The sequence below is a fragment of the Mesorhizobium sp. B2-3-11 genome (genome assembly GCF_006442215.1).
Taxonomy (GTDB): Bacteria; Pseudomonadota; Alphaproteobacteria; order Rhizobiales; family Rhizobiaceae; genus Mesorhizobium; species Mesorhizobium salmacidum.
Genome location: NZ_VFVS01000030.1, coordinates 24,351 through 46,233 on the forward strand (window position 1 = coordinate 24,351; position 21,883 = coordinate 46,233).

A 21,883-nucleotide genomic window follows, 5' to 3' on the forward strand; every position below is an offset into this window, starting at 1 on the left:
AATTGGCGCAGGCAAAGGAGATGGATATGCTTACGAGACGTGAAGCACTGCTGGGTTCGGTTTTTACCGCCGCCGCCGTCGCAACGATTACAGCCATGCCCGCTACGGCAAGCGCAAAGGAGGTGGCCGGATTGCCGCGTGAAAAGGTTGCATTGGTCGCGCCTCCTTTCGTTCACGCTCACGATCAGGTCGCGAAAGTCGGTCCGAAAGTCGTCGAATTCACCATGACTATCGAAGAGAAGCCGATCGTCATCGACGCGGACGGCACGCAACTCAATGCGATGACCTACAATGGCTCCATTCCCGGCCCGCTGATGGTCGTGCATCAAGGCGACTATCTCGAACTCACACTCATAAATCCCGACACCAACACACTCGCCCACAACATCGACTTCCACGCGGCCACCGGCGCACTTGGCGGCGGCGGCCTGACACTGATCAATCCGGGTGAGCAGGTCACACTGCGCTTCAAGGCAACCCGCGCCGGAACGTTCGTCTACCACTGCGCCCCCGGCGGCGCGATGATCCCATGGCACGTCGTGTCGGGCATGAGCGGTGCGGTAATGGTGCTGCCGCGCGACGGCCTCAGGGACGACAAAGGCAAGCCCGTCCGCTACGATCACATCTACTATATCGGCGAGAACGACTTCTACATTCCTCGCGACGAGCAGGGAAAGTTCAAGAAGTTTGAAACCGCCGGCGACAACTACGACGACACCGTCAAGGTCATGCGCGGCCTGATCCCGACACATGTCGTCTTCAACGGCAGGCGGGGATCGCTGACGGGCGAGCATGCCATGAAGGCCAAGGTTGGCGAGACCGTCCTGATCGTCCATTCCCAGGCGAACCGCGACACCCGCCCCCACCTGATCGGCGGCCATGGCGACCTTGTCTGGGAGCAGGGCAAATTCGACAATCCGCCAGCCAAGGATCTTGAAACCTGGTTTATTCGCGGTGGCTCGGCGGGTTCGTCGCTGTACACCTTCCGGCAGCCCGGCATCTACGCCTATGTGAACCACAATCTAATCGAGGCCGTGGAACTGGGAGCGACCGCGCACTTCACGGTCGACGGACATTGGGACGACGACCTGATGACGCAGATCGAGGCACCACGCTCCATCGCGTCGTAGCGAGGATCTGATCCTGAAGCCAAGGCGGCCTTGCGGCAATTCCGCAAGACCGCCCATGTCGGGCGAAAGCCGATGCCAGTCAACCCAATCATAGCCCTCGCAGCGTTCGCTTTTGCCGCGCTGGTTGCCATAGGAGCGACCACGGCGGCTGATTGGCTTTCGCCGCCTGGCGGCCGACTTGTCGCGAGCCCGGAACTGGTGCGCCTTGCCCCGGCGTCGTTCAGTCATCCCCAACCAGGTGAATTCCTGCAGGACGGACGTCCGGTGGCGGCGCCTGTCATGTTGGTCAGGTTGGGGGAACCGCTGGAAATCATGAAATATCAAGTGAGTGCATCGGAATACGGTCGCTGCGTGGCGGCCGATGTCTGCCAGCCCGCCGAAACCCTTGGCGGCGGCAACTTTCCCGTGACCGGCGTGAGCCACATAGACGCGCAAGCCTATGCGAACTGGCTATCAACCCAGAGGGGCGAAGCGTGGCGGCTACCGACCGATGCGGAGTGGGCCTTTGCCGCCGGCGAAAAATTCCGGAGCGACGTAGAGGCCGGCATCAGCGACCCCGCCAACCCGGCTCTGCGGTGGCTCGCCCAATATCGCAACGAGGCTTCGCTCGAGCGCAAATCCGATCCTGCCCCGAGATTTCAGGGGGCCTTCGGTGTGAACGCAAAAGGGGTGGCTGACGTCGCCGGCAATGTCTGGGAATGGACATCGACCTGCTATGTCCACGCGTCGGTGACCAGCGACGGCACAAGGACTGCAGGTTCGGTGGAAAATTGCGGGGTGCATGTCGTTGAAGGATTCCACCGCACCTATATGTCGAACTTCATCCGGGACGGGAAGAGCGGCGGCTGCGCCGTCGGAACGCCGCCCGACAATCTGGGTTTCCGGCTTGTCCGCGAACGGCTCACCCCTGTCCAGGCAGGCCTTCGGCGTCTCGGGCTTTCCTGATTTTGGCGAAGACAACAAAGTATTTGTGGAATGACAATGAAATCAGCCTTGACCGTGCGTCCGCTTGCAGAGCAGCCTCTGGACGATCCTGACGTCAATCGGGCGTTGATCGGGAGACTCGTTCGCGAATTCTATGCCAGGCTCCGGAAGAACGAGCGCCTTGGACCGATCTTCGCGCGCGCGATCACCGGCGACTGGGAACCGCATCTCGAGAAAATGACCGACTTTTGGTGTTCCGTCATTCTCAAGACCGGCGACTATCACGGACGGCCGGTGCCCGCTCATGTGAAACTCAAGGATGTCACCGAAGCGGATTTCGATATCTGGCTGGACATGTTTGGCAAAACCGCCGCCGAGCTCTTTGCGCCGGAAACAGCAGCGGTGTTTATCGATCGGGCCGAACGGATAGCGACAAGCCTCAAGCTGGCGATGTTCTTTCGCATCGATCCGCCACGACAGACTGCTGCGGGTTGAGGGCCACTTTCTCTGCCGGATGCGTCATCACGTCCACCAAGGCTGCAACTGCCGTATGGTCAACGCGCCTACGGCAATTCAAGTCGCAGCGGTTTTCCGTCTGGAATGGCGTATAAACAAAGACTTAGAGCAGGTTGGCCATTGCGCGAGACTATGAACCGCCCTAACCGGATTTGACCAGTTGAATCGAAGCCTCAAATCCATCCTTCATGCCTGAGGCCGGCGACCTCAAGATCAGTGTTCCGCCGACCTGCTGGACGATGTTGCTGACGATGGCGAGACCCAGGCCCGATCCGTCTGCCGGAGAAGCACGTCGCGCGAAACGCTGCGTCAAGCCGCCGAGTTCCGCCGCCGGAATTACTGGGCATTCATTGATGACGCGCAAGCTGGCATCCTTGCCGATGGAGATCTTTACCGGCTTGCCCGATGCGCCATGTCGTACCGCGTTTTCGACCAGATTGCGGATGACGATCGCGAGCGCATCCTGGTCGATTTCGACCATTGGTGCATCCTCGCTGGGTCTGACAAGGTCGATCTCGCCCTGACCCCCAGCGCTCCGACCGAACTCTTCGACGACAAGGGCAGCGACCGAGCCAAGGTCGACCGGCTGTGATGCCGCCGCAACGCCGGCATCTGCCCTTGCCAGTTGCATCAGCTTTTCCGAAAGCCGGGCAAGATTGGCGAGTGACGCCCTGATCTGACGGGCGCGGTTGCCGACGTTGAGGTCAGGTGCTTCGGCGAGCAGGCGCTCTGCTTGCGCCAGGGCACCGGCTATAGGTGTGCGTAATTCGTGCGCCGCATTGGCTGTGAATTCCCTTTCTGCCGACAGAGCCATTCCAAGCCGCCGCATCAGGCTGTTCACGGACTTGGCGATGGCGGCCAGTTCCAGTGGAAGGTCTTCGGTGCGGATCGATGCCAGATTGTCGCCGTGGCGGTTAGCGATCTCGCTGCGCAACGTCAGAACGGGACGCAGGGAACGCTCCAGGATCAGCCAACAGACGATCGCCGCCAGTGGCGTGAGCAGGACCAGGGGCAGCAGGAAGCCGAATGCGGCTTCCAGTGTCTCCTCGTCTCGACGGCTTTCAAGCTCGGCAATCTGGATGAAAATCGTCCCGCTCACCGCCGCTTCGGTATAGATACGCCATCCCTTGTTCTCGGTGAAACCGGGAACTGGGATCAGCGAAAGCGGCGATGATGGCGCGTGATTTGAATGCAGCAGCACCAAGCCCTGCTTGTCGCGAACCTGGACGACCAGCCGGTCGCCGTCCTCGTCATTGTCGGCTTCCGCAAAAACCCGCGGCGCAGCCTGGGCATCCTTCCCGATGAGATCGTCTACCACTACCGGCAGCAGTCTTCTGGCTGCCTCTCTCATGGCGACGTCCATGGCTTCGTTGATTTCGCGATGCAGGGTGATGCCGCCGGCGATGGCCGCCACAAGGCCGTAAACCACCATCACCGCGCTGATAGCGACGACCAGCCGGCGCACCAGACTTGTACGACCGTTCATTGGGCCATCCCACGGTAGCCGACGCCGCGCACGGTGCGGATGGTGTCGCTGCCAATCTTGCGGCGCAAACGACTTATGTACACCTCCACCGCATTGCTTTCGATCTCCGCGCCGAACGCATAGAGCGCGTCTTCGATCTGAGCCTTGCTCACAATGGCGCCCGGTCGCTGCAGAAACTGTTCCAGCACCGCCCACTCGCGGCCGGTAAGCGAGGTGGAGTTGCCGTCGACGGTGATGTCGCGTCGTGCCAAGTCGATCTCGACCTTGCCAAAGCGGACAATTGGATTGGGTTTGCCGGTATAACGGCGAGCCACCGCTTGCAGCCGTGCCGACAGCTCTTCGAGATCGAATGGCTTGACGAGGTAATCGTCGGCGCCGCTGTTCAGACCCTCGATGCGATCCGAGAGTTGGTCCCGCGCCGTGAGGATGATCACTGGCGTATCGGTTCCATCGCGTCGCAGGGCCTTCAAGAAATCCTGCCCCCTCCCATCAGGGAGTTGGAGATCGAGCAAGATGAGCTGATATGAAATGACAGCTAGGCAGGTGCGGGCCTCGTCAAGCGTCTTCGACCAATCGACCGCATGGCTGGCGGCGGCGACGTGGTCGCGAACCGCTTCGCCAAGAATCCGATCGTCTTCGATTAAAAGAACCCGCACCTCTTCTCCATCCCTGTCCTGTCCGTATCGGACGCGGTGCTCGTTGCACCGAAAACCTTACACTAACCTGAACGCCCCCGAGGCCCGGATCTCGAATTGCGCTTCGCATTCAGGTTGCTGTCAGCTTGCACCGTGATGTTGGCCGCATCGGAATTGGCCGATGGAGACTTGAAGATGAAGACGATGATTTTCGCCACCCTGCTGCTCAGCGCAGCCGGAACCGCAACCGCCTTTGCCGGCAACAAGTGCGATGTACCTGCCGACCAGTGGCAGCCGGCAGAGGCACTGCAGAGCAAACTCGAGGCCCAGGGCTGGACGGTGCGCAACATCAAGTCGGAAAGCGGCTGTTACGAAGCCTATGCGGTCGACGGCAAAGGCAAGCGGGTCGAGACCATGTTCGATCCCAAGACGTTGGCTCCGGTCGGCAGCGACGCCGACGGCGACGAAGGCTGATCGACATGAACGCCACCGTTTCCTCCCGCCGGAACATGGTCAAGGTCTGGAGTCCTTATGTTCGCCTGTTTCACTGGGCGCTGGTGTTGAGCGTGACGGTGGCGTGGCTGTCGTCGGGGCTGATCGTGAAAGTTCATGAACTCGCCGGCTACAGTGCGATCGCGCTGGTCGCCTCGCGGCTTCTGGCCGGCATCGTCGGCTCCAGGTACACCCGATTTGCCCAATTCGTGCGTAGCCCAAGCGCCGTGACGTCCTATCTCGGCGACATCGCGGCGCATCGCGAAAAACGATATCTCGGACATAACCCGGCGGGCGCCGCCATGGTGCTGGCGCTGCTTGTCACGATCTGCGGCATAGCCCTGACCGGCTGGCTGCAGACCACTGACGCTTTTTGGGGCGTCGGCTGGTTGCAGACACTCCATCAGTTGCTTGGCAACACGGTCCTCCTTATGGTTGGACTGCACCTTGCCGGGGTGCTTCTTGCCAGCCTGCGTCATCACGAGAACCTCGTTCGCTCGATGGTTACGGGTAAGAAGCGGGCGCCCGAACCAGGCGACGCGACTTGAACAAACCGGCGGATCGCGTCGCCCTAACAGCGTCATGGCGTGAGCCTCCTGAATTCAGGAGCCCGCCGATCTTCCATCCGATGGATCCCGTCGAAATAATCCGTGAAAAGCCGAGCGAGTTGCCCGAATTCGATCTTCGGAATGGGTGGGCACGCCGAACGCTCAGACCGCGACGGAGTGCCTGGCCGTTCCGGCTTGGAGATACTTGTCAAATTTGGCCGCAATGGTCCTGACGAGAGGACGGCACTCTATCGGCACGACAAAATGATCGCCCTTGAGTTCAAGCAGCCTCGAGCCGGCATTGCCAAGCCGACTGGCCTGAAGAAGCAATCCCTGCCCAACATCGCCGAAGCACTCGACAAGTTCGATGGCCGGGAAGGAAAAATCGCACATCAGTCGCTCGATTATCCAGGCCCTCGCCTGGTCATCGAGGCTGAGTCGCACGCCGTGTGCCGTCGCCAATCGCCGGCCATCGACTACCTTCTCATACTCGCCAGTGGCCACGATGTTCTGTGCGTAACCCTGCTTGTATCGGCTGATCGAGGAAGGTCCGAACCCGATCAAGGTTTCACATTGATCCTCGGTATAGCCTTGGAAATTGCGGCGCAATTTGCCCGTCGCTGCCGCTATTGCCAGCGAATCGCCGGGCTTGGCGAAATGATCGAGCCCGACGGCTTGGTAGCCGGCCGTTTCAATCATCTCCGCGGCAAGTTGTGATTGTCCGAGGCGTTGGGCCGGATCCGGCAACCAGACCTCATCGATCATCGTCTGATGCCTTTTGAACCACGGCACATGCGCGTAGCCGAAAAGCGCCACTCTGTCGGGCGCCAGTGTCAACGCCTGTTCAACTGTCGTGGCGATGCTTTGAAGCGTCTGATGTGGCAGACCATAGAGCAGATCGAGGTTGACGGATTTCGTGCCGCGCGAGCGCACGCCGTCCACCACCTGCTTGGTCTGTAGAAAACTCTGCTCGCGATTGATCGCCTTCTGCACCCTGGGATCGAAATCCTGCACACCGAGGCTCGCCCTCGTCATGCCAATTTGCGCCAGCGCATCCAGGCGTGCCTCGTCCATGTCATTGGGCTCTATCTCGACACTGACGGTCGCATCGGCAAGAAACTCGAACTCGGCTCGCAGGCGTCTTCCAAGAGCCACAAGGTCCTCGGGTGTCAGCATGGTCGGTGAGCCGCCGCCGAAATGGACCGCGCGCACCCTGCCTTTGCCGCTGAGGAGCTCCGCGACCGTCTCGATTTCGCTGTGCAGGGAGCGAAGGAAACTCGCCACCGGCGCGTAGTGGCGCGTCTGCTTGGTATGGCAGGCACAGAACCAGCATAGCTTGTCGCAATAAGGGATGTGCAAATAGAGCGATATTTCGTCGCCGGCGCCGATTGTCTGCAGCCAGCCGCGAACGACCATGTCGTCGATCCCCGCATGGAAATGCGGCGCGGTCGGGTAGCTGGTGTAACGCGGCACGTTCTCGCCCAAGCTGGCGGTCAGGTCCGGCCTCAACTCGCAGGTCTCTGGCTTTTGCATGGCCTCCAGTTAGGTCTCATCTGGCTGCCGGAGCTTTGATTTTGATCAAGGTGCCGGGAAAAAACTGACGCAACCATGGTCGAAAAAGCGATGCTGTCTGGCGGCATCCGATGACAGGTGATGCGATGGCCGTGCGACGTGACGTTCACAACTCCGACATTCCGGTGCTCTGCCAATCTTGCGAAGCACGGCATCGCGGCGTCTGTGGTGCGCTCGATCCGGATCAGTTGGCCGACCTGGCGAGAAACTCTTCCAAGCACAGCGTTCAGCCCGGAACCGAACTGGTTGGCGACGCCGAGGCGATCGACAGCTTTTCGAACGTGCTTTCGGGCGTGGTGAAGCTGACCAAGACTCTTTCGGACGGGCGCCAGCAGATCGTCGGCCTTCAGTTCGCGCCCGATTTTCTGGGGCGTCCATTCAAGCTCGAAAGTTCGATCAACGCCGAGGCCGCGACGGATGTTTCCCTGTGTTCTTTTCCAAAGACGGCAATCGAGCGAATGATGAAAGTGTCGCCTGAGCTGGAACACCGCCTGCTCAAACAGACACTCAAGGAACTCGACCAGGCCCGTGACTGGATGGTGACGCTCGGGCGCAAGACGGCTTCGGAGAAAGTGGCAAGCTTCCTGCTCATGATTGCAACGAACATTGATCCGACCAATGCCCAAGACACCGGATCGGCGACATTCGACCTACCGTTGACGCGGTCCGATATCGCCGACTTTCTCGGCCTGACGATAGAGACGGTCAGCCGTCAGCTGACCAGGCTGCGCGCTGACGAAGTGATCCGTATCGAGAACAACCGTCACGTTTTCGTGGAGAACATGAACCGCCTGGAACAACGTTCCGGCGCCTGATGCAAGTCGCTCAAAAGTGGCCCGGTTCTGAGACAACGAAATGCATAGAAACAGAGAAAAAGCGCGTCGCATGAATCCGTTTCGACGCGACGCGCTTTAGCCGACCTCGCTTGCGGGAATCAGCGGAAGCACATGCTCCCTTTCAAAGGCCACGTGCCGGCGCATGCTGTCAAAGAAGCCGCGCAGCATGAAGCCGAGCGCTTCGGGGTTGGCGATGACGGCTCCATGCCCGATCTCAAGCAGAGTGTCCGTCAGATCCTGGGCCGAACACTCGTCCTCGACATGCTCGGCTTTGAGGCGGCGTATGGAGGCACCTCGAGCGCCTTCATTGATGCTGTCATGCGCAAACGCCGGGAAGATATGTTCTTCCTCATAAGCGTGGCTTCTACGCAGCAAAGGCACGAGCTCATTTGCGACCAGAAGGCATTTCAGCCGATCCACCCGGGAAGGCAATCCGTCGGCAATAGCCTCCAGCTCGTCGCATAGGCGCATTTTTTGATCATGCCAGCGAGGAACGTCCAGACACGGTACGCGCCCACCTTGAACGCATGCTTCAACGACCGGACAGGCTTCCGGTTTGTCGCACCTGACGACAACTGACGATTTGCCACGGGCCATCGGAACCTCCGCGCATGAAACCAATGCGCAAGATTGTCCGAGTGGCGAAGTGTGGACTTTGACATGGATCAAGGCGCCGGGCGGCTAGTCGCGGAATTGATGCGGCAGAGGGTTCACATCCGCACATCAGATCCGCGCTCGGGGACACGTCATGAAATTCGGCAGAGAAATCTTCGCCTTGGGCTTGTTCGCATTCGCCGCTCTGGCGGCGGCAGGCTTCGGCACGGACGAGCCCTTCCGGCAACATATGTGGGTGCTGTTTTTCGTACTACTCGGCTTCACCGCCATTTTGCTCCGCAACTCGAACTTCGCACCCGTTACCCCGATCGATCCATCGGCCTATTTGGATGGGCCCATCCGCTATGGCGCCATCGCCACCGTGTTCTGGGGTGTCGTCGGCATGCTTGTCGGCGTGATCATTGCGCTACAACTGGCCTATCCGCAGCTCAACATCCAGCCATGGTTCAACTTCGGCCGCCTGCGCCCGGTGCACACGTCAGGCGTCGTCTTCGCCTTTGGCGGCAACGCGCTTCTGTGCACATCACTATATGTCGTCCAACGCACCTGCCGCGCGCGGCTGTTCGGCGGCAATCTGGCCTGGTTTGTGTTCTGGGGCTATCAGCTCTTCATCGTCATGGCCGCTACCGGCTACCTGCTCGGCATCACCGAATCCCGGGAATATGCCGAACCCGAATGGTACGTTGACATCTGGCTGACCATAGTCTGGGTCGCCTATCTCATCCTGTTCCTCGGCACCATCCTGAAGCGCAAGGAACCGCATATCTACGTCGCCAACTGGTTCTACCTGTCCTTCATCGTGACCATCGCGATGCTGCATGTCGTCAACAACCTGTCGATGCCCGCCTCGTTCCTGGGTTCAAAAAGCTACTCGGCATTCTCAGGCGTCCAGGATGCCCTGACGCAATGGTGGTACGGCCACAACGCGGTCGGGTTCTTCCTGACGGCCGGCTTTCTGGGCATGATGTATTACTTCGTGCCCAAGCAGGCTAACAGGCCGGTCTACTCCTACCGGCTGTCGATCATCCACTTCTGGGCGCTGATCTTCCTCTACATCTGGGCTGGTCCGCATCACCTGCATTACACTGCCCTGCCCGACTGGGCGCAGACCCTCGGCATGGTGTTCTCGATCATGCTCTGGATGCCGTCCTGGGGAGGCATGATCAACGGCCTGATGACGCTGTCGGGCGCCTGGGACAAGATCCGCACGGATCCCATCATCCGCATGATGGTCGCGGCGATCGCATTCTACGGCATGTCGACCTTCGAAGGCCCGATGATGTCCATCAAGTCGGTGAATTCACTGTCCCACTACACCGACTGGACGATCGGCCACGTTCACTCGGGCGCGCTCGGCTGGGTCGGCCTGATCTCGTTCGGCGCACTCTACTACATGGTTCCGAAGCTGTGGAACCGCGAACGTCTCTATTCGCTGCGCCTCGTCACCTGGCATTTCTGGCTGGCGACACTTGGCATCGTGGCCTACGCGGCCGTGATGTGGGTCTCCGGCATCATGCAGGGCCTGATGTGGCGCGAATACGACGAGCAGGGCTTCCTGGTCTATTCCTTCGCCGAGTCCGTGGCCGCCATGCATCCCTACTACGTGATGCGTGCCATCGGCGGAGCGATGTATCTCTCAGGCACGCTGATCATGGCCTGGAACATCACCATGACGATCCTCGGTCACCAACGCCAGGAGGCTCCCATGCCGGGCTCAATCCCGACCCTTCAGCCCGCGCAGTAAGGAGCCATTCCCATGAGCTTGATGGACAAACACTCGGTCATCGAGAAGAACGCGACACTTCTTCTGGTCGGCTCGCTGCTGGTCGTCACAATAGGCGGCATCGTCGAGATCGCACCGCTTTTCTATCTCGACAACACGATCGAGAAGGTCGAAGGCATGCGGCCCTATTCGCCGCTTGAGCTCGTCGGGCGCAACATCTACGTGCGTGAAGGCTGCTACCTCTGCCACAGCCAGATGATCAGGCCGTTCCGCGACGAGGTCGAGCGGTATGGGCACTATAGCCTGGCGGCGGAGTCGATGTACGATCATCCCTTTCAGTGGGGGTCCAAGCGCACAGGCCCAGATCTGGCGCGCGTCGGCGACCGCTATTCAAACGAATGGCACACCCAGCACCTGACGAACCCACAGTCGGTGGTGCCTGAATCGGTCATGCCAAGCTATGGCTTCCTGAAGGACACGCCGCTCGACCTGAAGAATTTTTCGACCCATCTCGTGGCCAATGCCCGTGTCGGTGTTCCCTACACGCCCGACATGATTGCCAATGCCGATGCCGACCTGAAAGCCCAGGCGGATCCCGCCGCCGACACGACGGCGCTCGACAAGCGCTATCCCAAAGCCAAGGTCGGCGATTTCGACGGCAACCCAGCCCAGGTCACCGAGATGGACGCGCTGGTCGCTTACCTGCAGATGCTCGGCACGTTGGTCGATTTCAAGAACTACGACGAATCCGCAGGATACCGTTGAGGAAAAAGCAATGGATTACAACGCGATGCGGCAATTCGCCGACAGTTGGGTTCTCCTTTTCATGGCCCTGTTCTTTGTCGGGGCGATCGTCTTCGCGCTGCGGCCAGGTGGCAAGAGCCAGGCTGACGAAGCAGCCAGAATCCCTCTGAAGGACGACTGACCATGAGCGACGAGCATATCGACGAGGTGTCGGGCATCTCCACGACCGGCCATGAATGGGATGGCATCAGGGAGCTCAACAACCCCCTCCCGCGGTGGTGGGTGATCTGCTTCTACATCACCATCGTCTGGGCGCTCGGGTACACCATCTTCTACCCGGCGTGGCCGATGCTGACGTCCGCCACGAAGGGCGTGCTTGGCTATTCCAGCCGAAATGAGGTCAAGAACGAGCTTGCCGCCGCCGACGCTGCCAAAGACAAATATGTGGCGGCAGTGCAATCGAAATCCGTATCTGAAATTCTGGCGAATGACACTTTGCGCGAGTTTGCGGTCGCCGCGGGCGGAGCCGCATTCAAGGTCAATTGCACCCAATGCCACGGGTCCGGCGCCGCGGGATCGAAGGGCTTTCCCAACCTCAATGACGACGATTGGCTTTGGGGCGGCAAACCGGACCAGATCCAGCAGACCATCACACACGGCATCCGCTTTGTCCCGGACGCCGACACGAGGGTTTCGGAGATGCCGGCCTTCGCCGAAGTCCTTACAGCGGAACAGATCGCGCAGGTCAGCACTTTCGTCGCCAGCTTGTCCGGCAGCGTCGAAAACTCCGCCTTGATCGCTCCGGGCGCCAAGGTGTTCGCGGAGAGCTGTGCCGCATGCCACGGTGACAATGCCAAAGGTAACCGCGAAGTGGGTGCGCCTGACCTGACAGACGCGATCTGGCTCTATGGCTCCGGCGAGAGCGCGATCGCGGCACAGGTCCGCGCGCCCAGGCAGGGTGTGATGCCTGCCTGGGGAGCGCGCCTGGGTGAAACCAAGGTCAAGGAACTCGCCGTTTACATCCATTCGCTTGGCGGTGGGGAATAGGAAACGGGGGGTCTATTCCCTGCCCTTCGCCGCCAAAGCGACGAGGCCCGGCCGTGCCGGGCCTCGACTGTTTTGTTGATCGCTGGCGGATTGACTTGCGTCAACGAAGTCCGGGCCACCATGCGTCAAACCTATCCAGATCATAAGCTACGCGTCTGGAGATACCGGTGCTGGACCAAACACAGATAGAACGGCTTGAGGCAGAGCCGGTCAATTCCGCCAAGACACGGCAGCCGCTTTACGCCGCACGCAAGAAGATCTTTCCCAAGCGCGCTGCTGGTCGCTTTCGCCAGTTCAAATGGCTGGTGATGGCCGTTACCCTCGGCATCTATTACCTGACACCATGGCTGCGGTGGGATCGCGGCGCTTACGCGCCAGACCAGGCGGTTCTGGTGGACCTCGCGAACCGCCGCTTCTACTTCTTCTTCATCGAGATCTGGCCGCAGGAATTCTACTACGTCGCCGGGCTGCTCGTGATGGCCGGGGTCGGCCTCTTCCTGCTCACGTCAACAGTCGGCCGCGCCTGGTGCGGCTACGCTTGCCCGCAGACGGTATGGGTCGATCTGTTTCTTGTCGTAGAACGCGCGATCGAGGGAGATCGCAATGCGCGCATGAAACTTGACGCTGGCTCGTGGACAGCTCGCAAGCTCGCACTTCGTACGGCCAAACACCTAATCTGGCTGGTCATAGCGGTGGCGACAGGTGGAGCATGGATATTCTACTTCGCCGATGCCCCAACACTCCTGCGGGAGGTCTTCACCGGGACCGCGGCAGCCGTCGCCTATGGCACGATCGGCATCCTGACAGCGACTACCTACACTTTCGGCGGGCTGATGCGCGAACAGGTGTGCACGTACATGTGCCCTTGGCCGCGGATCCAGGCAGCCATGCTCGACGAGAGTTCGCTGACGGTCACCTACAATGACTGGCGGGGCGAGCCGCGTTCGCGGCATGCCAAGAAAGCCCAGGCAGCCGGCCTTCCAACCGGGGACTGTGTTGATTGCAACGCCTGCGTCGCCGTCTGCCCGATGGGCATCGATATCCGCGACGGTCAGCAACTCGAATGCATTACCTGCGCGCTGTGCATCGACGCGTGCGACGGCGTCATGGATAAGCTCGGCAGGGAGCGCGGGCTGATCTCCTACGCCACCCTTACGGACTACAACTCCAACATGGCCCTGGCCACGGCGCAGGGGGCGTCGCCCATCACACCTTCACTGATCAGGGCCGGTGACGGGCGGTTCTCCGAAAAGGTTGTGCATTTCCATCTGAGGAAAATCTTTCGGCCACGCACCTTCGCCTATATGGGCCTGTGGTCGATGCTTGGAGTTGGATTGGTCTACTCGCTGCTGACGCGGGACCGGCTCGAAGTGAATGTCCTTCATGACCGCAATCCGCAATTCGTCACGTTGTCCGATGGCGCCATCCGCAATGGCTACACAGTCAAACTGCTCAACATGATTCCAGAGCCGCGGACAATCGTCGTCACGCTACAGGGGCTCGACGGCGCCGAAATGAGCCTGGTCGGCAGCGACCTTCCGCCGGGGCGCACCTTTGCGATTCCTGTCGAACCCGACCGACTGAAAATGCTGAAGATTTTTGTGCGCATGCCAGCTGCTCGGATTCAGGGCGAAACGCAGAGCTTCAAGTTCGTCGCCGAGGACAAAGCGTCATTCGAGTCTAACCAGTACGTCGCCACCTTCAACGCGCCGGAGATCAGCAAATGAGCACCGCGACACAACGGCCCCGCGAATTCACCGGCAGGCATATGCTTGCCGTCATCCTGGCTTTCTTCGGTGTCGTCATCGGGGTCAACGTCTTGATGGCCACACTGGCAAACACAAGCTGGACAGGCCTCGTGGTCGAGAACACCTATGTCGCCAGTCAGCAATTCAACAAGAAAGCCGAGCAAGGCCGCGCCCAGGCGGCACTCGGTTGGAAAAGCCTGTTTGTCATCTCGGACGGAGACGTCCGTTACAGCCTGGCTGACGCCGCCGGCAAACCGATTGCGTTGCACAGTGTCATGGTGATGTTTCGCCATCCTGCCTATGAGAAGGAAGACGAATTAGTCATTCTGACTTCCGGGAACGCACAGGAATTTGCAGCGCGCCATCAGCCAAAAGACGGGGTCTGGATTGTGGAGGTGGACGCCGACGCAGGGCTCTCCGAGCCGTATCGCGAGGTTCGACGGCTGATCATCGCTCACGGTGAAATCCAATGAGCTGCTGCGCACCCGGAGCTGAATCCGTACTGGATCTCGGTGGTCCGACGGCGAATTTGCCGTCAAGCCAGGAGATCCGCCTGGCAAGCCGGGCGCTTGGCGACGGAATCAATCAAACCGATCTGTCGGTGCCAACGGTCCACTGCGGTGCCTGCATCCAAACCATCGAGTCAGCGCTCGGCACACTCGATCGGGTCGAAAGCGCGCGCGTGAACCTTTCCACAAAAAGGGTCTCCGTCCGCTGGCGTGACGGTGCGGTGCCACCACTGGCAAGCGTCCTCGCCGACCTGGGCTATCAGGCCCACCTCTTCGATCCTCAGGCCGAAGCACGGGACGAAACGCTGTCTGAATTGATCCGCGCCGTTGCTGTTTCCGGCTTTGCCGCCGGCAACATCATGCTCCTCTCCGTCTCGGTTTGGTCCGGGGCGCAAGGTGCAACGCGTGACTTGTTCCATTGGGTATCGGCGCTGATCGCCATCCCGGCGCTGGCGTTCGCCGGCGGCATATTCTTCCGCTCGGCATTGAATGCATTGCGCCATGGTCGCATGAACATGGACGTGCCGATTGCCGTAGGCGTCTCGCTCGCTTACTCAATGAGCCTCTACGAAACAATCAACCATGGCGTTCACGCCTATTTTGACGCTTCGGTGTCGTTGCTGTTCTTCCTGTTGATCGGCAGAACGCTCGACCATGTCATGCGCGAACGCGCGCGAACCGCTGTGAACGGGCTGTCGCGGCTTGCCGCGCGTGGCGCAATGGTCGTACGCGCCGATCGCTCTCGCCATTACCTGCCCGTTGAGGAAATTGAGCCCGGAATGCAGATCCTTGTGCCTGCGGGCGACAGGATTCCGGTTGACGGCAAGATCCTCAAAGGAGCATCGGATCTCGATTGCTCCCTGGTCTCCGGCGAGAGCAAGCCGCGACAGGCATCGCCCGGAGAAATCGTCCAGGCCGGCATACTCAATCTCACTGGCCCGCTGACGATCGAGGCCATGGCCGCCGCGAAAGACTCCTTCCTGGCGGAAATGGTTCGGCTGATGGAGGCCGCCGAAGGCGGGCGGGCGAGGTATCGCCGGATCGCCGATCGCGTCTCGGCACTCTATGCCCCGGTTGTCCACCTCACCGCCTTTGCGACATTCCTCGGATGGATGGCCGCCACAGGCGACTGGCACAGGGCGATGACCATCGCGATCGCGGTCCTGATCATCACTTGTCCCTGTGCGCTTGGCCTTGCGGTGCCAATTGTGCAGGTGGTGGCTGCTCGACGCCTGTTCGAGAGCGGCATCATGGTCAAGGATGGCTCGGCAATGGAGCGTCTGGCAACGATTGACACAGCGGCGTTCGATAAGACCGGAACGCTCACGCAGGGACAGCCCCGGCTAGTCAACGCGCCCTCAATCGATCCCCACATGTTGGCTATTGCCGCCAACATCGCCTCAAACTCTCGCCATCCTTACTCAAAGGCCATCGAGGGCTCTGCCATTCTCGGCAGGCAGTCGAAATTCGATGCCATGACCGAGCATCCGGGATTCGGAATCGAAGCCATCTCCGAAGGAAGCACTTGGCGGTTGGGTCGGCGCGGATGGGCCGGATGGAAAACCAGAACCGGAGGTGAAGGCAAGCATGGCTATGGTGGAACGGTTCTGACGAAGGACGGAACCATTGTCGCTACCTTCGAATTCGAGGATGCGCTACGCGCCGACGCCAAGGCTGCCGTGGCGCAATTGAAAGGCGCTGGCGTGTCGATCGAAATGCTGTCGGGCGATACCGCGGGAACCTGTGCTGAAGTCGCTCGGACACTCGATATCGACGACTTCGTTTCGTGCCTCCTGCCGTCCGGCAAGGTCGAACACATCGAAACCCTCGCCAAGTCAGGGCACAAGGTTCTGATGGTTGGCGATGGGTTGAACGATACGCCCGCATTGAGTGCGGCGCATGTCTCGATCGCGCCAGCCACGGCGGCCGACATCGGCCGCAACGCCGCGGACTTTGTGTTCCTGCGCGACAGCCTCCTGGCGATACCGCTCGCGCTGGAGGTGTCCAGAAAAGCCGGACGGCTCATCAAGCAGAATCTCGCTTTGGCAATCGTCTACAATGCGGTTGCGGTGCCTGTCGCAATCCTCGGTCACGTCACGCCGCTGATCGCGGCGGCGGCGATGTCGATTTCTTCACTGCTTGTCATTGCAAATGCGCTACGCCTGCATGGCTTCGCACTGGGCCAACAAGCCCCGATTTCGGGTCTTCAAGCATCGGCACGAATGCCATGACGACACTCGTCTATCTTATACCAGTTGCACTGTTTCTCGGCACGTTGGGCCTGCTGGCCTTCCTGTGGGCGCTGAGGAGTGGTCAGTATGACGATCTTGATGGCGCGCCCGAGCGTATTCTGACTGATCAGGAGGACGCTCCGAACCCGTGAATGGCTGGAAGCAAGCTGGTGACCAGGCCAGGCATCGCTGCCGAAGCCAGCCGATGCATGACATCAGGTCAGGCGCCTTTCGCGGAGCGGTCGATCGTCGTGATGAATTGCGCCCGCTCGGCGCCGCCCGTCTTGATGCTAATCGAAGAGCAATTTTCAAATCCTCAGCGGTCACACCAAACACCCTGGCTCGATTGGTTTTGCTTGCACGGCAAGGGATGTTAATTAGGCTTTGCCGCGGGGCACCAATCCAGGGATTTCATGTGAGCGAAGCGCGCGATTTGTCGACAGGTGGGGCGATGCTGAAATCGGCGTTGTCGCAGATGTTCGACCAAGCTCCAGGATTCATGACCTTGTTGCGCGAGCCAGGTCACGTTTTCGAATTGACCAACGGTGCCTATCAACGGCTGATCGGTAACAGGCAGATCATTGGAAAATCGGTGCGCGAGGCCCTGCCCGAGCTTGCAGGCCAAGGCTTGTATGAAATGTTGGACCAGGTCTACGAAACCGGTGAGCCCTACAGGGGCCGAGGGGTCAAGGTCACTCTGCGCAACAGGGACGACGAACAGGTCGAAGAGCGCATCCTGGATTTCGTCTACCAGCCTATCAGAGCCGAGGATGGCCACATCACCGCCATTTTCATCGAGGGCACCGATGTCAGCGAACTTTCTTTTGCAAACGCGGCTCTTCAGCTGCGCGAAGATCACTTGCGGTCGATCCTGGCAACGGTGCCGGATGCGATGGTCGTTATCGACGAGCAAGCGTATATCCAGTCCTTCAGCACCGCTGCCGAAACGCTCTTCGGCTATCGGGCAAACGAAGTCATCGGTCAGAATGTCAATCTTCTCATGCCGTCCCCCTACCGCGAGGAGCACGACGCCTACTTGCAACGCTATCTCACGACCGGTGAACGCCGCATCATTGGGCTCGGCCGCACCGTTACCGGAATGCGCAAGGACGGCTCGACTTTTCCGATGGAACTTTCCGTTGGCGAGATGCATCCCGGAACTGGACGATTCTTTACCGGCTTCTGCCGCGACCTGACCGAGCGCCACAGGGCAGAGGCGAGAATTCAGGAGCAGCAGGTGGAACTGCTTCACATGGCCCGGTTTACCGCGCTTGGCGAAATGGCATCGACGCTGGCGCACGAGATCAACCAGCCGCTGACCGCGATCACGAACTATCTAAAGGGCAGTCGCAGGCTTCTCGAAGGCAGCACCGAAGCGAGTGCACCGATGCTGCGGGAGGCTGTCGAGAAGGCGGCGGAACAGGCGCTGAGAGCAGGAGAAGTCATTCGTCACCTTCGGGATTTCGTCGCCAGGGGCGAAAGCGAACGCCAGGTCCAGCGCCTGCCGGCTCTGATCGAGGAGGCCTCATCCCTAGCGTTGGTCGGCGCAAGGGAAATAGATTTGCTCGTCAGCTACAAGCTGGATCTTGCCGCCGAACTTGTCCTGGCCGATCGTATCCAGATCCAGCAAGTTCTGCTCAACTTGATGCGCAATGCGGTGGAAGCCATGCAAGGCGCGCTGCGCCGTGAATTACAGGTCACGACCGTTGCCCGCGAAGATGGCATGGCCGAGGTGAGCGTCATTGATACAGGCCCTGGCCTCGCGCCGGAGGTGTCCGCCCAGCTTTTCCAGCCCTTCGTCACCACCAAGAAACATGGCATGGGTGTCGGGCTTTCCATTTGCCGTACGATAGTCGAATCGCACGGCGGCCATATATGGGCTGAGGCGGTTCCGACGGAGGGCACCGCTTTCCGGTTCACCTTGCGCATCCTTGAAAGGGAAGAGGTCGCCGATGGCCGGGAATGATCTTGTGCACGTGGTCGATGACGACGTGGACGTTCGAAAATCGCTTGGTTTCCTTCTTGGCACGGCGAATTTCGCCGTACGGCTGCACGATTCGGCAACGGCCTTTCTCGACATGATGACCGGCAAGATCGAAGGATGCATCGTCACTGATGTGCGCATGCCTGGTATAGACGGCATCGAGTTCCTGCGACAGCTCAGGGCCCGGGGCCATACGGTTCCGACAATCGTCATGACAGGTCACGCCGATGTTGCCCTCGCCGTCCAGGCAATGAAGGAAGGAGCCGCCGACTTCATCGAAAAGCCATTCGACGACCAGATCCTGATCGACGCGATCCGCTCGGCACTCGATGGGGGCAAGCAGGTGGGCGCCACGCACCCTCAATCCGCTGAGATCGGCAGTCGCCTGTCGACTTTGTCGGAGCGCGAGCGGCAGGTCCTCAACGGGCTCGTGTCAGGGCTGCCGAACAAGACGATAGCCTACGACCTGGGCATCAGTCCGCGCACGGTCGAGATCCATCGTGCCAACGTGATGAGCAAAATGGCGGCCGGCAGCCTTTCACATCTCGTGCGCATGGCGTTGATCATGGAATCCAAAAGCTAAGCTGGACCTCCGACAGATTTGTCATGGCTGGCTGGGGTTCTTTCCGCCTGCCAATCGCGCCAATGAGTTGGCCGAATGTCGACAAGCGCGCCGGTCGCCGCATTCTGCCAGCCTTTGTCTGCCTTCCGGCAGGGAAACACAAGCGAGTGCCCGCCCTCCTCATCAAAGACGGCCAGTTCGAGGTCGCAGCCAGACGGCGCGCTTAGGATTTGCTTCCACATCGCAGCACGATCTTCACAAACGGCGAGCCGCGCATTGATTTGCATCATTTTTCGAGAATTCCGGGCTGCCATCCGCAGCTGCGTGGACGCCGGAAAAGGTGATGTGTGATCATTTGGCAAGCAGCCGACTTCTCCTACAGATTGATCCAACTCAATGCGCAAACCTCGTCGAGGCGCGAAAACTGGCGGAGGCTTCCAAGGAACAATCGTATGAACCACATCGTATCCCATACCTCGTTTGCTACCTTCAACCACGCGGCCCAGCAGGCGCAGCAATGGGTCAACGAACTGGCCAAGGATCTCGGCTGGAGCGAGCCAAGCGCCTATCGGCTGATGAGATCCGTTCTGCGTACACTGCGCGACTGGCTGTCGCCTGCAGAAATGGCCGATCTATCGGCGCAGTTGCCAGTCCTGGTCCGTGGCGTTTACTTCGATGGCTGGAAACCATCGCCGTTGCCGGCGTTCGAGAGAACGAAGCGTTATTTTATCACGAGCGTCAGAGCCAGTTTCGGCCATGACGACGAGATCGATTTCGACGTCGCTATCAACGCCGTGTTCACGCTTCTCGACCGCCATATATCGCATGGCGAGATCGTGCAGGTCCGAAGCTCGATGAAGAAGTCGCTTCGTGAACTGTGGCCAGCGGACTGACCGATGCTCCGCGACAGACAGGATGCCGGAAGCTGGGCGCCTAACGGGAGAAGCTTTGGCTGCGAATCAATAGCGCAGTCTCGCTGGGCCACGCTCCTGGCGCGGGTGGAGCCCGAAGCCTCAATGCCGGTCTCGCCCTCCTGACCGTTTGCAAGACGGGCGCCAGAGACCGTCCCAGAGACCATGACGACAGATTGGAGATTGCACCGATGCTGATCCGGATCCTTTCCGTACTGGAATGCACGAAGTTCTTGACCGCCAATCGCGTTGGCCACTTGGCTTGCGCCAAGGACGGGCACCCCTATCTCGTGCCGATCTACTACGCCCACGCCGACAATCATCTCTATGCGTTTTCCATGCCGGGCAAGAAGATCGAATGGATGCGAGCCAATCCGCTGGTGTCCGTTCAGGTTGGTGAACAGGGTGAAGGACGCAGATGGAAAAGCGTGGTCGTCGAGGGCCGTTTTGAAGAGCTGCCGGATCGGATTGGCCACAAGCTCGAACGGGACCATGCCTGGGCGATGTTGAGCAAGCACTCCAACTGGTGGGAGCCCGGCGCGCTCAAGCCAGTCATGCCTCTTGTCTCAGACAGCGCACCGCATGTGTTCTTCCGGCTCCTTGTGCAGCAGGTGTCGGGTCGGGAAGCCGTGGAATAGCTGGCGCTTGGCCGGCTTGGTACGGCTGCTTTCTCGATCCGGGCAATTTGGCTGAAAGCTGCCCGCTGATTGGGGGATAGGTAGTTCTCCGTAGGGACATAACCGAATTCCGCAACACATGAATTGGCGCGATTGCTGTGTCACGGACAAAACCGGGGAAAACAGCCATGCACGCCTACACCGCCTCCAGAGTATTGCCTTCGCAATCCGATCAAATGAGCTTTCCCGCGGCATTCGATGGCACACAGCCGCAACCGGTCAGCTTCTATCCCGCAGGCTCGGAAATCTATGCCCAGGGCGAAAAGGCCGGAGCCCTCTATCAGGTCGAGTTCGGGGCCGTCCGTCTCTACCGCCTCCTCGCCGACGGTCGCAGGCAGATCAGCGCCTTTCACCTTGCAGGCGAGACTTTTGGCTTTGAAGCAGACGCCACGCATCACTTCTTTGCCGAAGCGATCAACATGACTGGTCTCCGTGCTGTCCGGCTCGCGGCCGGCGCGGATGTCTCGCGTAAACTGCTGCCGCTTGCCCTCAAGGGCCTGATACGGGCGCAGGAGCATCTCCTGGTCCTCGGGCGTCAGAGCTCCATCGAACGTGTCGCGGCCTTCCTCCTCGATATGGCGGAGCGCCAAGGTGGATTGCAGCCTGTCGAACTGCCGATGTCGAGGATGGACATCGGCGACTATCTGGGCCTCACGATCGAGACTGTGTCGCGCGTGTTCACCAAGCTGAAGGACAAGGGCACGATACGTCTTCTCGGTCTGCGCAACGTCGAGATCGTCAGATACGATACCTTGCGCAATATCAGCGAATGAGCCGATTGGCTCGGATCACCGGCATGCCGATTCGGCCGAGCGTGGAGTGCCCTGCCCTTGACGGAAATCAAAACGGCGCGAGCATTAGCATTTCACATGGCGTCGACCAGCAGAGGTGTTTCGCGGTCGGAGGGAACGAACCCATGAATTACCAGCGTTTCTTCGAGGAGGCGATCGACCAGCTCCATGCCGAGCGTCGCTACCGCGTCTTCGCCGACCT

23 protein-coding genes are annotated in these 21,883 nt (G+C 60.0%); 19 read left to right on the top strand and 4 right to left on the bottom strand.

Annotated elements, in window-relative coordinates; genetic code table 11:
- Positions 1-26 precede the first annotated feature (26 nt).
- The 3 genes from nirK (at position 27) to FJ960_RS27925 (ending at position 2,549) form a co-directional block, all read left to right on the top strand.
- Positions 27-1,130, top strand: a complete 1,104-nt coding sequence (gene nirK, locus FJ960_RS27915; RefSeq protein ID WP_140718338.1) for a copper-containing nitrite reductase — start codon at positions 27-29, stop codon at positions 1,128-1,130.
- A 198-nt stretch (positions 1,131-1,328) separates the two neighbouring features.
- The gene (locus FJ960_RS27920) at positions 1,329-2,075 is read left to right on the top strand and encodes an SUMF1/EgtB/PvdO family nonheme iron enzyme (RefSeq protein ID WP_246672987.1); all 747 of its coding nucleotides are present in this window, start codon (positions 1,329-1,331) and stop codon (positions 2,073-2,075) included.
- Positions 2,076-2,105: 30 nt separating this feature from the next.
- Complete coding sequence (locus FJ960_RS27925; protein ID WP_140718340.1) at positions 2,106-2,549, top strand: group III truncated hemoglobin; 444 nt, start codon at positions 2,106-2,108, stop codon at positions 2,547-2,549.
- A 163-nt stretch (positions 2,550-2,712) separates the two neighbouring features.
- On the opposite strand, the gene FJ960_RS27930 is transcribed toward FJ960_RS27925, so the two are convergent.
- Both FJ960_RS27930 and FJ960_RS27935 read right to left on the bottom strand, forming a co-directional pair.
- Complete coding sequence (locus tag FJ960_RS27930) at positions 2,713-4,056, bottom strand: ATP-binding protein (protein WP_140509346.1); 1,344 nt, start codon at positions 4,054-4,056, stop codon at positions 2,713-2,715.
- Positions 4,053-4,712 carry a response regulator transcription factor gene (locus FJ960_RS27935; protein WP_140509347.1) on the bottom strand — a complete coding sequence of 220 codons (660 nt, stop codon included), beginning with the start codon at positions 4,710-4,712 and terminating at the stop codon, positions 4,053-4,055. Before FJ960_RS27935 ends, FJ960_RS27930 begins: the two co-directional genes overlap by 4 nt.
- A 174-nt stretch (positions 4,713-4,886) precedes the next feature.
- On the opposite strand from FJ960_RS27935, the gene FJ960_RS27940 reads away from it, so the two are divergent.
- Both FJ960_RS27940 and FJ960_RS27945 read left to right on the top strand, forming a co-directional pair.
- Positions 4,887-5,165: a PepSY domain-containing protein gene (locus FJ960_RS27940; protein ID WP_140718341.1), complete on the top strand. Its 279-nt coding sequence runs from the start codon at positions 4,887-4,889 to the stop codon at positions 5,163-5,165.
- 5 nt (positions 5,166-5,170) lie between these two features.
- Complete coding sequence (locus FJ960_RS27945; RefSeq protein WP_140718342.1) at positions 5,171-5,731, top strand: cytochrome b/b6 domain-containing protein; 561 nt, start codon at positions 5,171-5,173, stop codon at positions 5,729-5,731.
- A 162-nt stretch (positions 5,732-5,893) separates the two neighbouring features.
- Here the strand turns inward: FJ960_RS27945 and hemN are convergent, their stop codons facing one another.
- The gene (gene hemN, locus FJ960_RS27950; protein WP_140718363.1) at positions 5,894-7,240 is read right to left on the bottom strand and encodes an oxygen-independent coproporphyrinogen III oxidase; all 1,347 of its coding nucleotides are present in this window, start codon (positions 7,238-7,240) and stop codon (positions 5,894-5,896) included.
- 149 nt (positions 7,241-7,389) lie between these two features.
- Between hemN and FJ960_RS27955 the strand changes: the two genes are divergently transcribed.
- Positions 7,390-8,118: a Crp/Fnr family transcriptional regulator gene (locus FJ960_RS27955; RefSeq protein ID WP_140718365.1), complete on the top strand. Its 729-nt coding sequence runs from the start codon at positions 7,390-7,392 to the stop codon at positions 8,116-8,118.
- A gap of 96 nt (positions 8,119-8,214) precedes the next feature.
- On the opposite strand, the gene FJ960_RS27960 is transcribed toward FJ960_RS27955, so the two are convergent.
- The gene (locus tag FJ960_RS27960; RefSeq protein ID WP_140509352.1) at positions 8,215-8,736 is read right to left on the bottom strand and encodes a hemerythrin domain-containing protein; all 522 of its coding nucleotides are present in this window, start codon (positions 8,734-8,736) and stop codon (positions 8,215-8,217) included.
- A 151-nt stretch (positions 8,737-8,887) separates the two neighbouring features.
- On the opposite strand from FJ960_RS27960, the gene ccoN reads away from it, so the two are divergent.
- From ccoN to FJ960_RS28030, 13 genes are all read left to right on the top strand, one after another.
- The gene (gene ccoN, locus FJ960_RS27965) at positions 8,888-10,498 is read left to right on the top strand and encodes a cytochrome-c oxidase, cbb3-type subunit I (protein WP_140718343.1); all 1,611 of its coding nucleotides are present in this window, start codon (positions 8,888-8,890) and stop codon (positions 10,496-10,498) included.
- 12 nt (positions 10,499-10,510) lie between these two features.
- A complete protein-coding gene (gene ccoO, locus FJ960_RS27970) occupies positions 10,511-11,242 on the top strand; it encodes a cytochrome-c oxidase, cbb3-type subunit II (RefSeq protein ID WP_140718344.1) in 732 nt (243 codons plus the stop codon).
- A gap of 10 nt (positions 11,243-11,252) precedes the next feature.
- Positions 11,253-11,402, top strand: a complete 150-nt coding sequence (locus FJ960_RS27975; RefSeq protein ID WP_015316364.1) for a cbb3-type cytochrome c oxidase subunit 3 — start codon at positions 11,253-11,255, stop codon at positions 11,400-11,402.
- A 2-nt stretch (positions 11,403-11,404) separates the two neighbouring features.
- A complete protein-coding gene (ccoP, locus tag FJ960_RS27980; RefSeq protein ID WP_140718345.1) occupies positions 11,405-12,268 on the top strand; it encodes a cytochrome-c oxidase, cbb3-type subunit III in 864 nt (287 codons plus the stop codon).
- Between the two features lie 167 nt (positions 12,269-12,435).
- Entirely contained in the window at positions 12,436-13,995 is a 1,560-nt protein-coding gene (gene ccoG, locus FJ960_RS27985) for a cytochrome c oxidase accessory protein CcoG (protein WP_181174343.1), read from the top strand.
- Positions 13,992-14,489, top strand: coding sequence for a FixH family protein (locus FJ960_RS27990; RefSeq protein ID WP_140718347.1), 498 nt, complete (start codon positions 13,992-13,994; stop codon positions 14,487-14,489). Before ccoG ends, FJ960_RS27990 begins: the two co-directional genes overlap by 4 nt.
- A complete protein-coding gene (locus FJ960_RS27995) occupies positions 14,486-16,756 on the top strand; it encodes a cation-translocating P-type ATPase (RefSeq protein ID WP_140718349.1) in 2,271 nt (756 codons plus the stop codon). Before FJ960_RS27990 ends, FJ960_RS27995 begins: the two co-directional genes overlap by 4 nt.
- Entirely contained in the window at positions 16,753-16,908 is a 156-nt protein-coding gene (ccoS, locus tag FJ960_RS28000) for a cbb3-type cytochrome oxidase assembly protein CcoS (RefSeq protein ID WP_140509366.1), read from the top strand. The genes FJ960_RS27995 and ccoS overlap by 4 nt, the downstream gene beginning before the upstream one ends.
- A gap of 299 nt (positions 16,909-17,207) precedes the next feature.
- Positions 17,208-18,722, top strand: a complete 1,515-nt coding sequence (locus FJ960_RS28005; RefSeq protein ID WP_246672988.1) for a PAS domain S-box protein — start codon at positions 17,208-17,210, stop codon at positions 18,720-18,722.
- The gene (fixJ, locus tag FJ960_RS28010; protein ID WP_140509367.1) at positions 18,709-19,323 is read left to right on the top strand and encodes a response regulator FixJ; all 615 of its coding nucleotides are present in this window, start codon (positions 18,709-18,711) and stop codon (positions 19,321-19,323) included. Before FJ960_RS28005 ends, fixJ begins: the two co-directional genes overlap by 14 nt.
- A 431-nt stretch (positions 19,324-19,754) precedes the next feature.
- On the top strand, positions 19,755-20,195 hold the full coding sequence (locus tag FJ960_RS28020; RefSeq protein WP_140718351.1) for a DUF2267 domain-containing protein: 441 nt from the start codon (positions 19,755-19,757) through the stop codon (positions 20,193-20,195).
- A gap of 209 nt (positions 20,196-20,404) precedes the next feature.
- Entirely contained in the window at positions 20,405-20,851 is a 447-nt protein-coding gene (locus FJ960_RS28025) for a pyridoxamine 5'-phosphate oxidase family protein (RefSeq protein ID WP_140718353.1), read from the top strand.
- Positions 20,852-21,018: 167 nt separating this feature from the next.
- On the top strand, positions 21,019-21,663 hold the full coding sequence (locus FJ960_RS28030) for a helix-turn-helix domain-containing protein (RefSeq protein ID WP_140509373.1): 645 nt from the start codon (positions 21,019-21,021) through the stop codon (positions 21,661-21,663).
- Positions 21,664-21,883 lie beyond the last annotated feature (220 nt).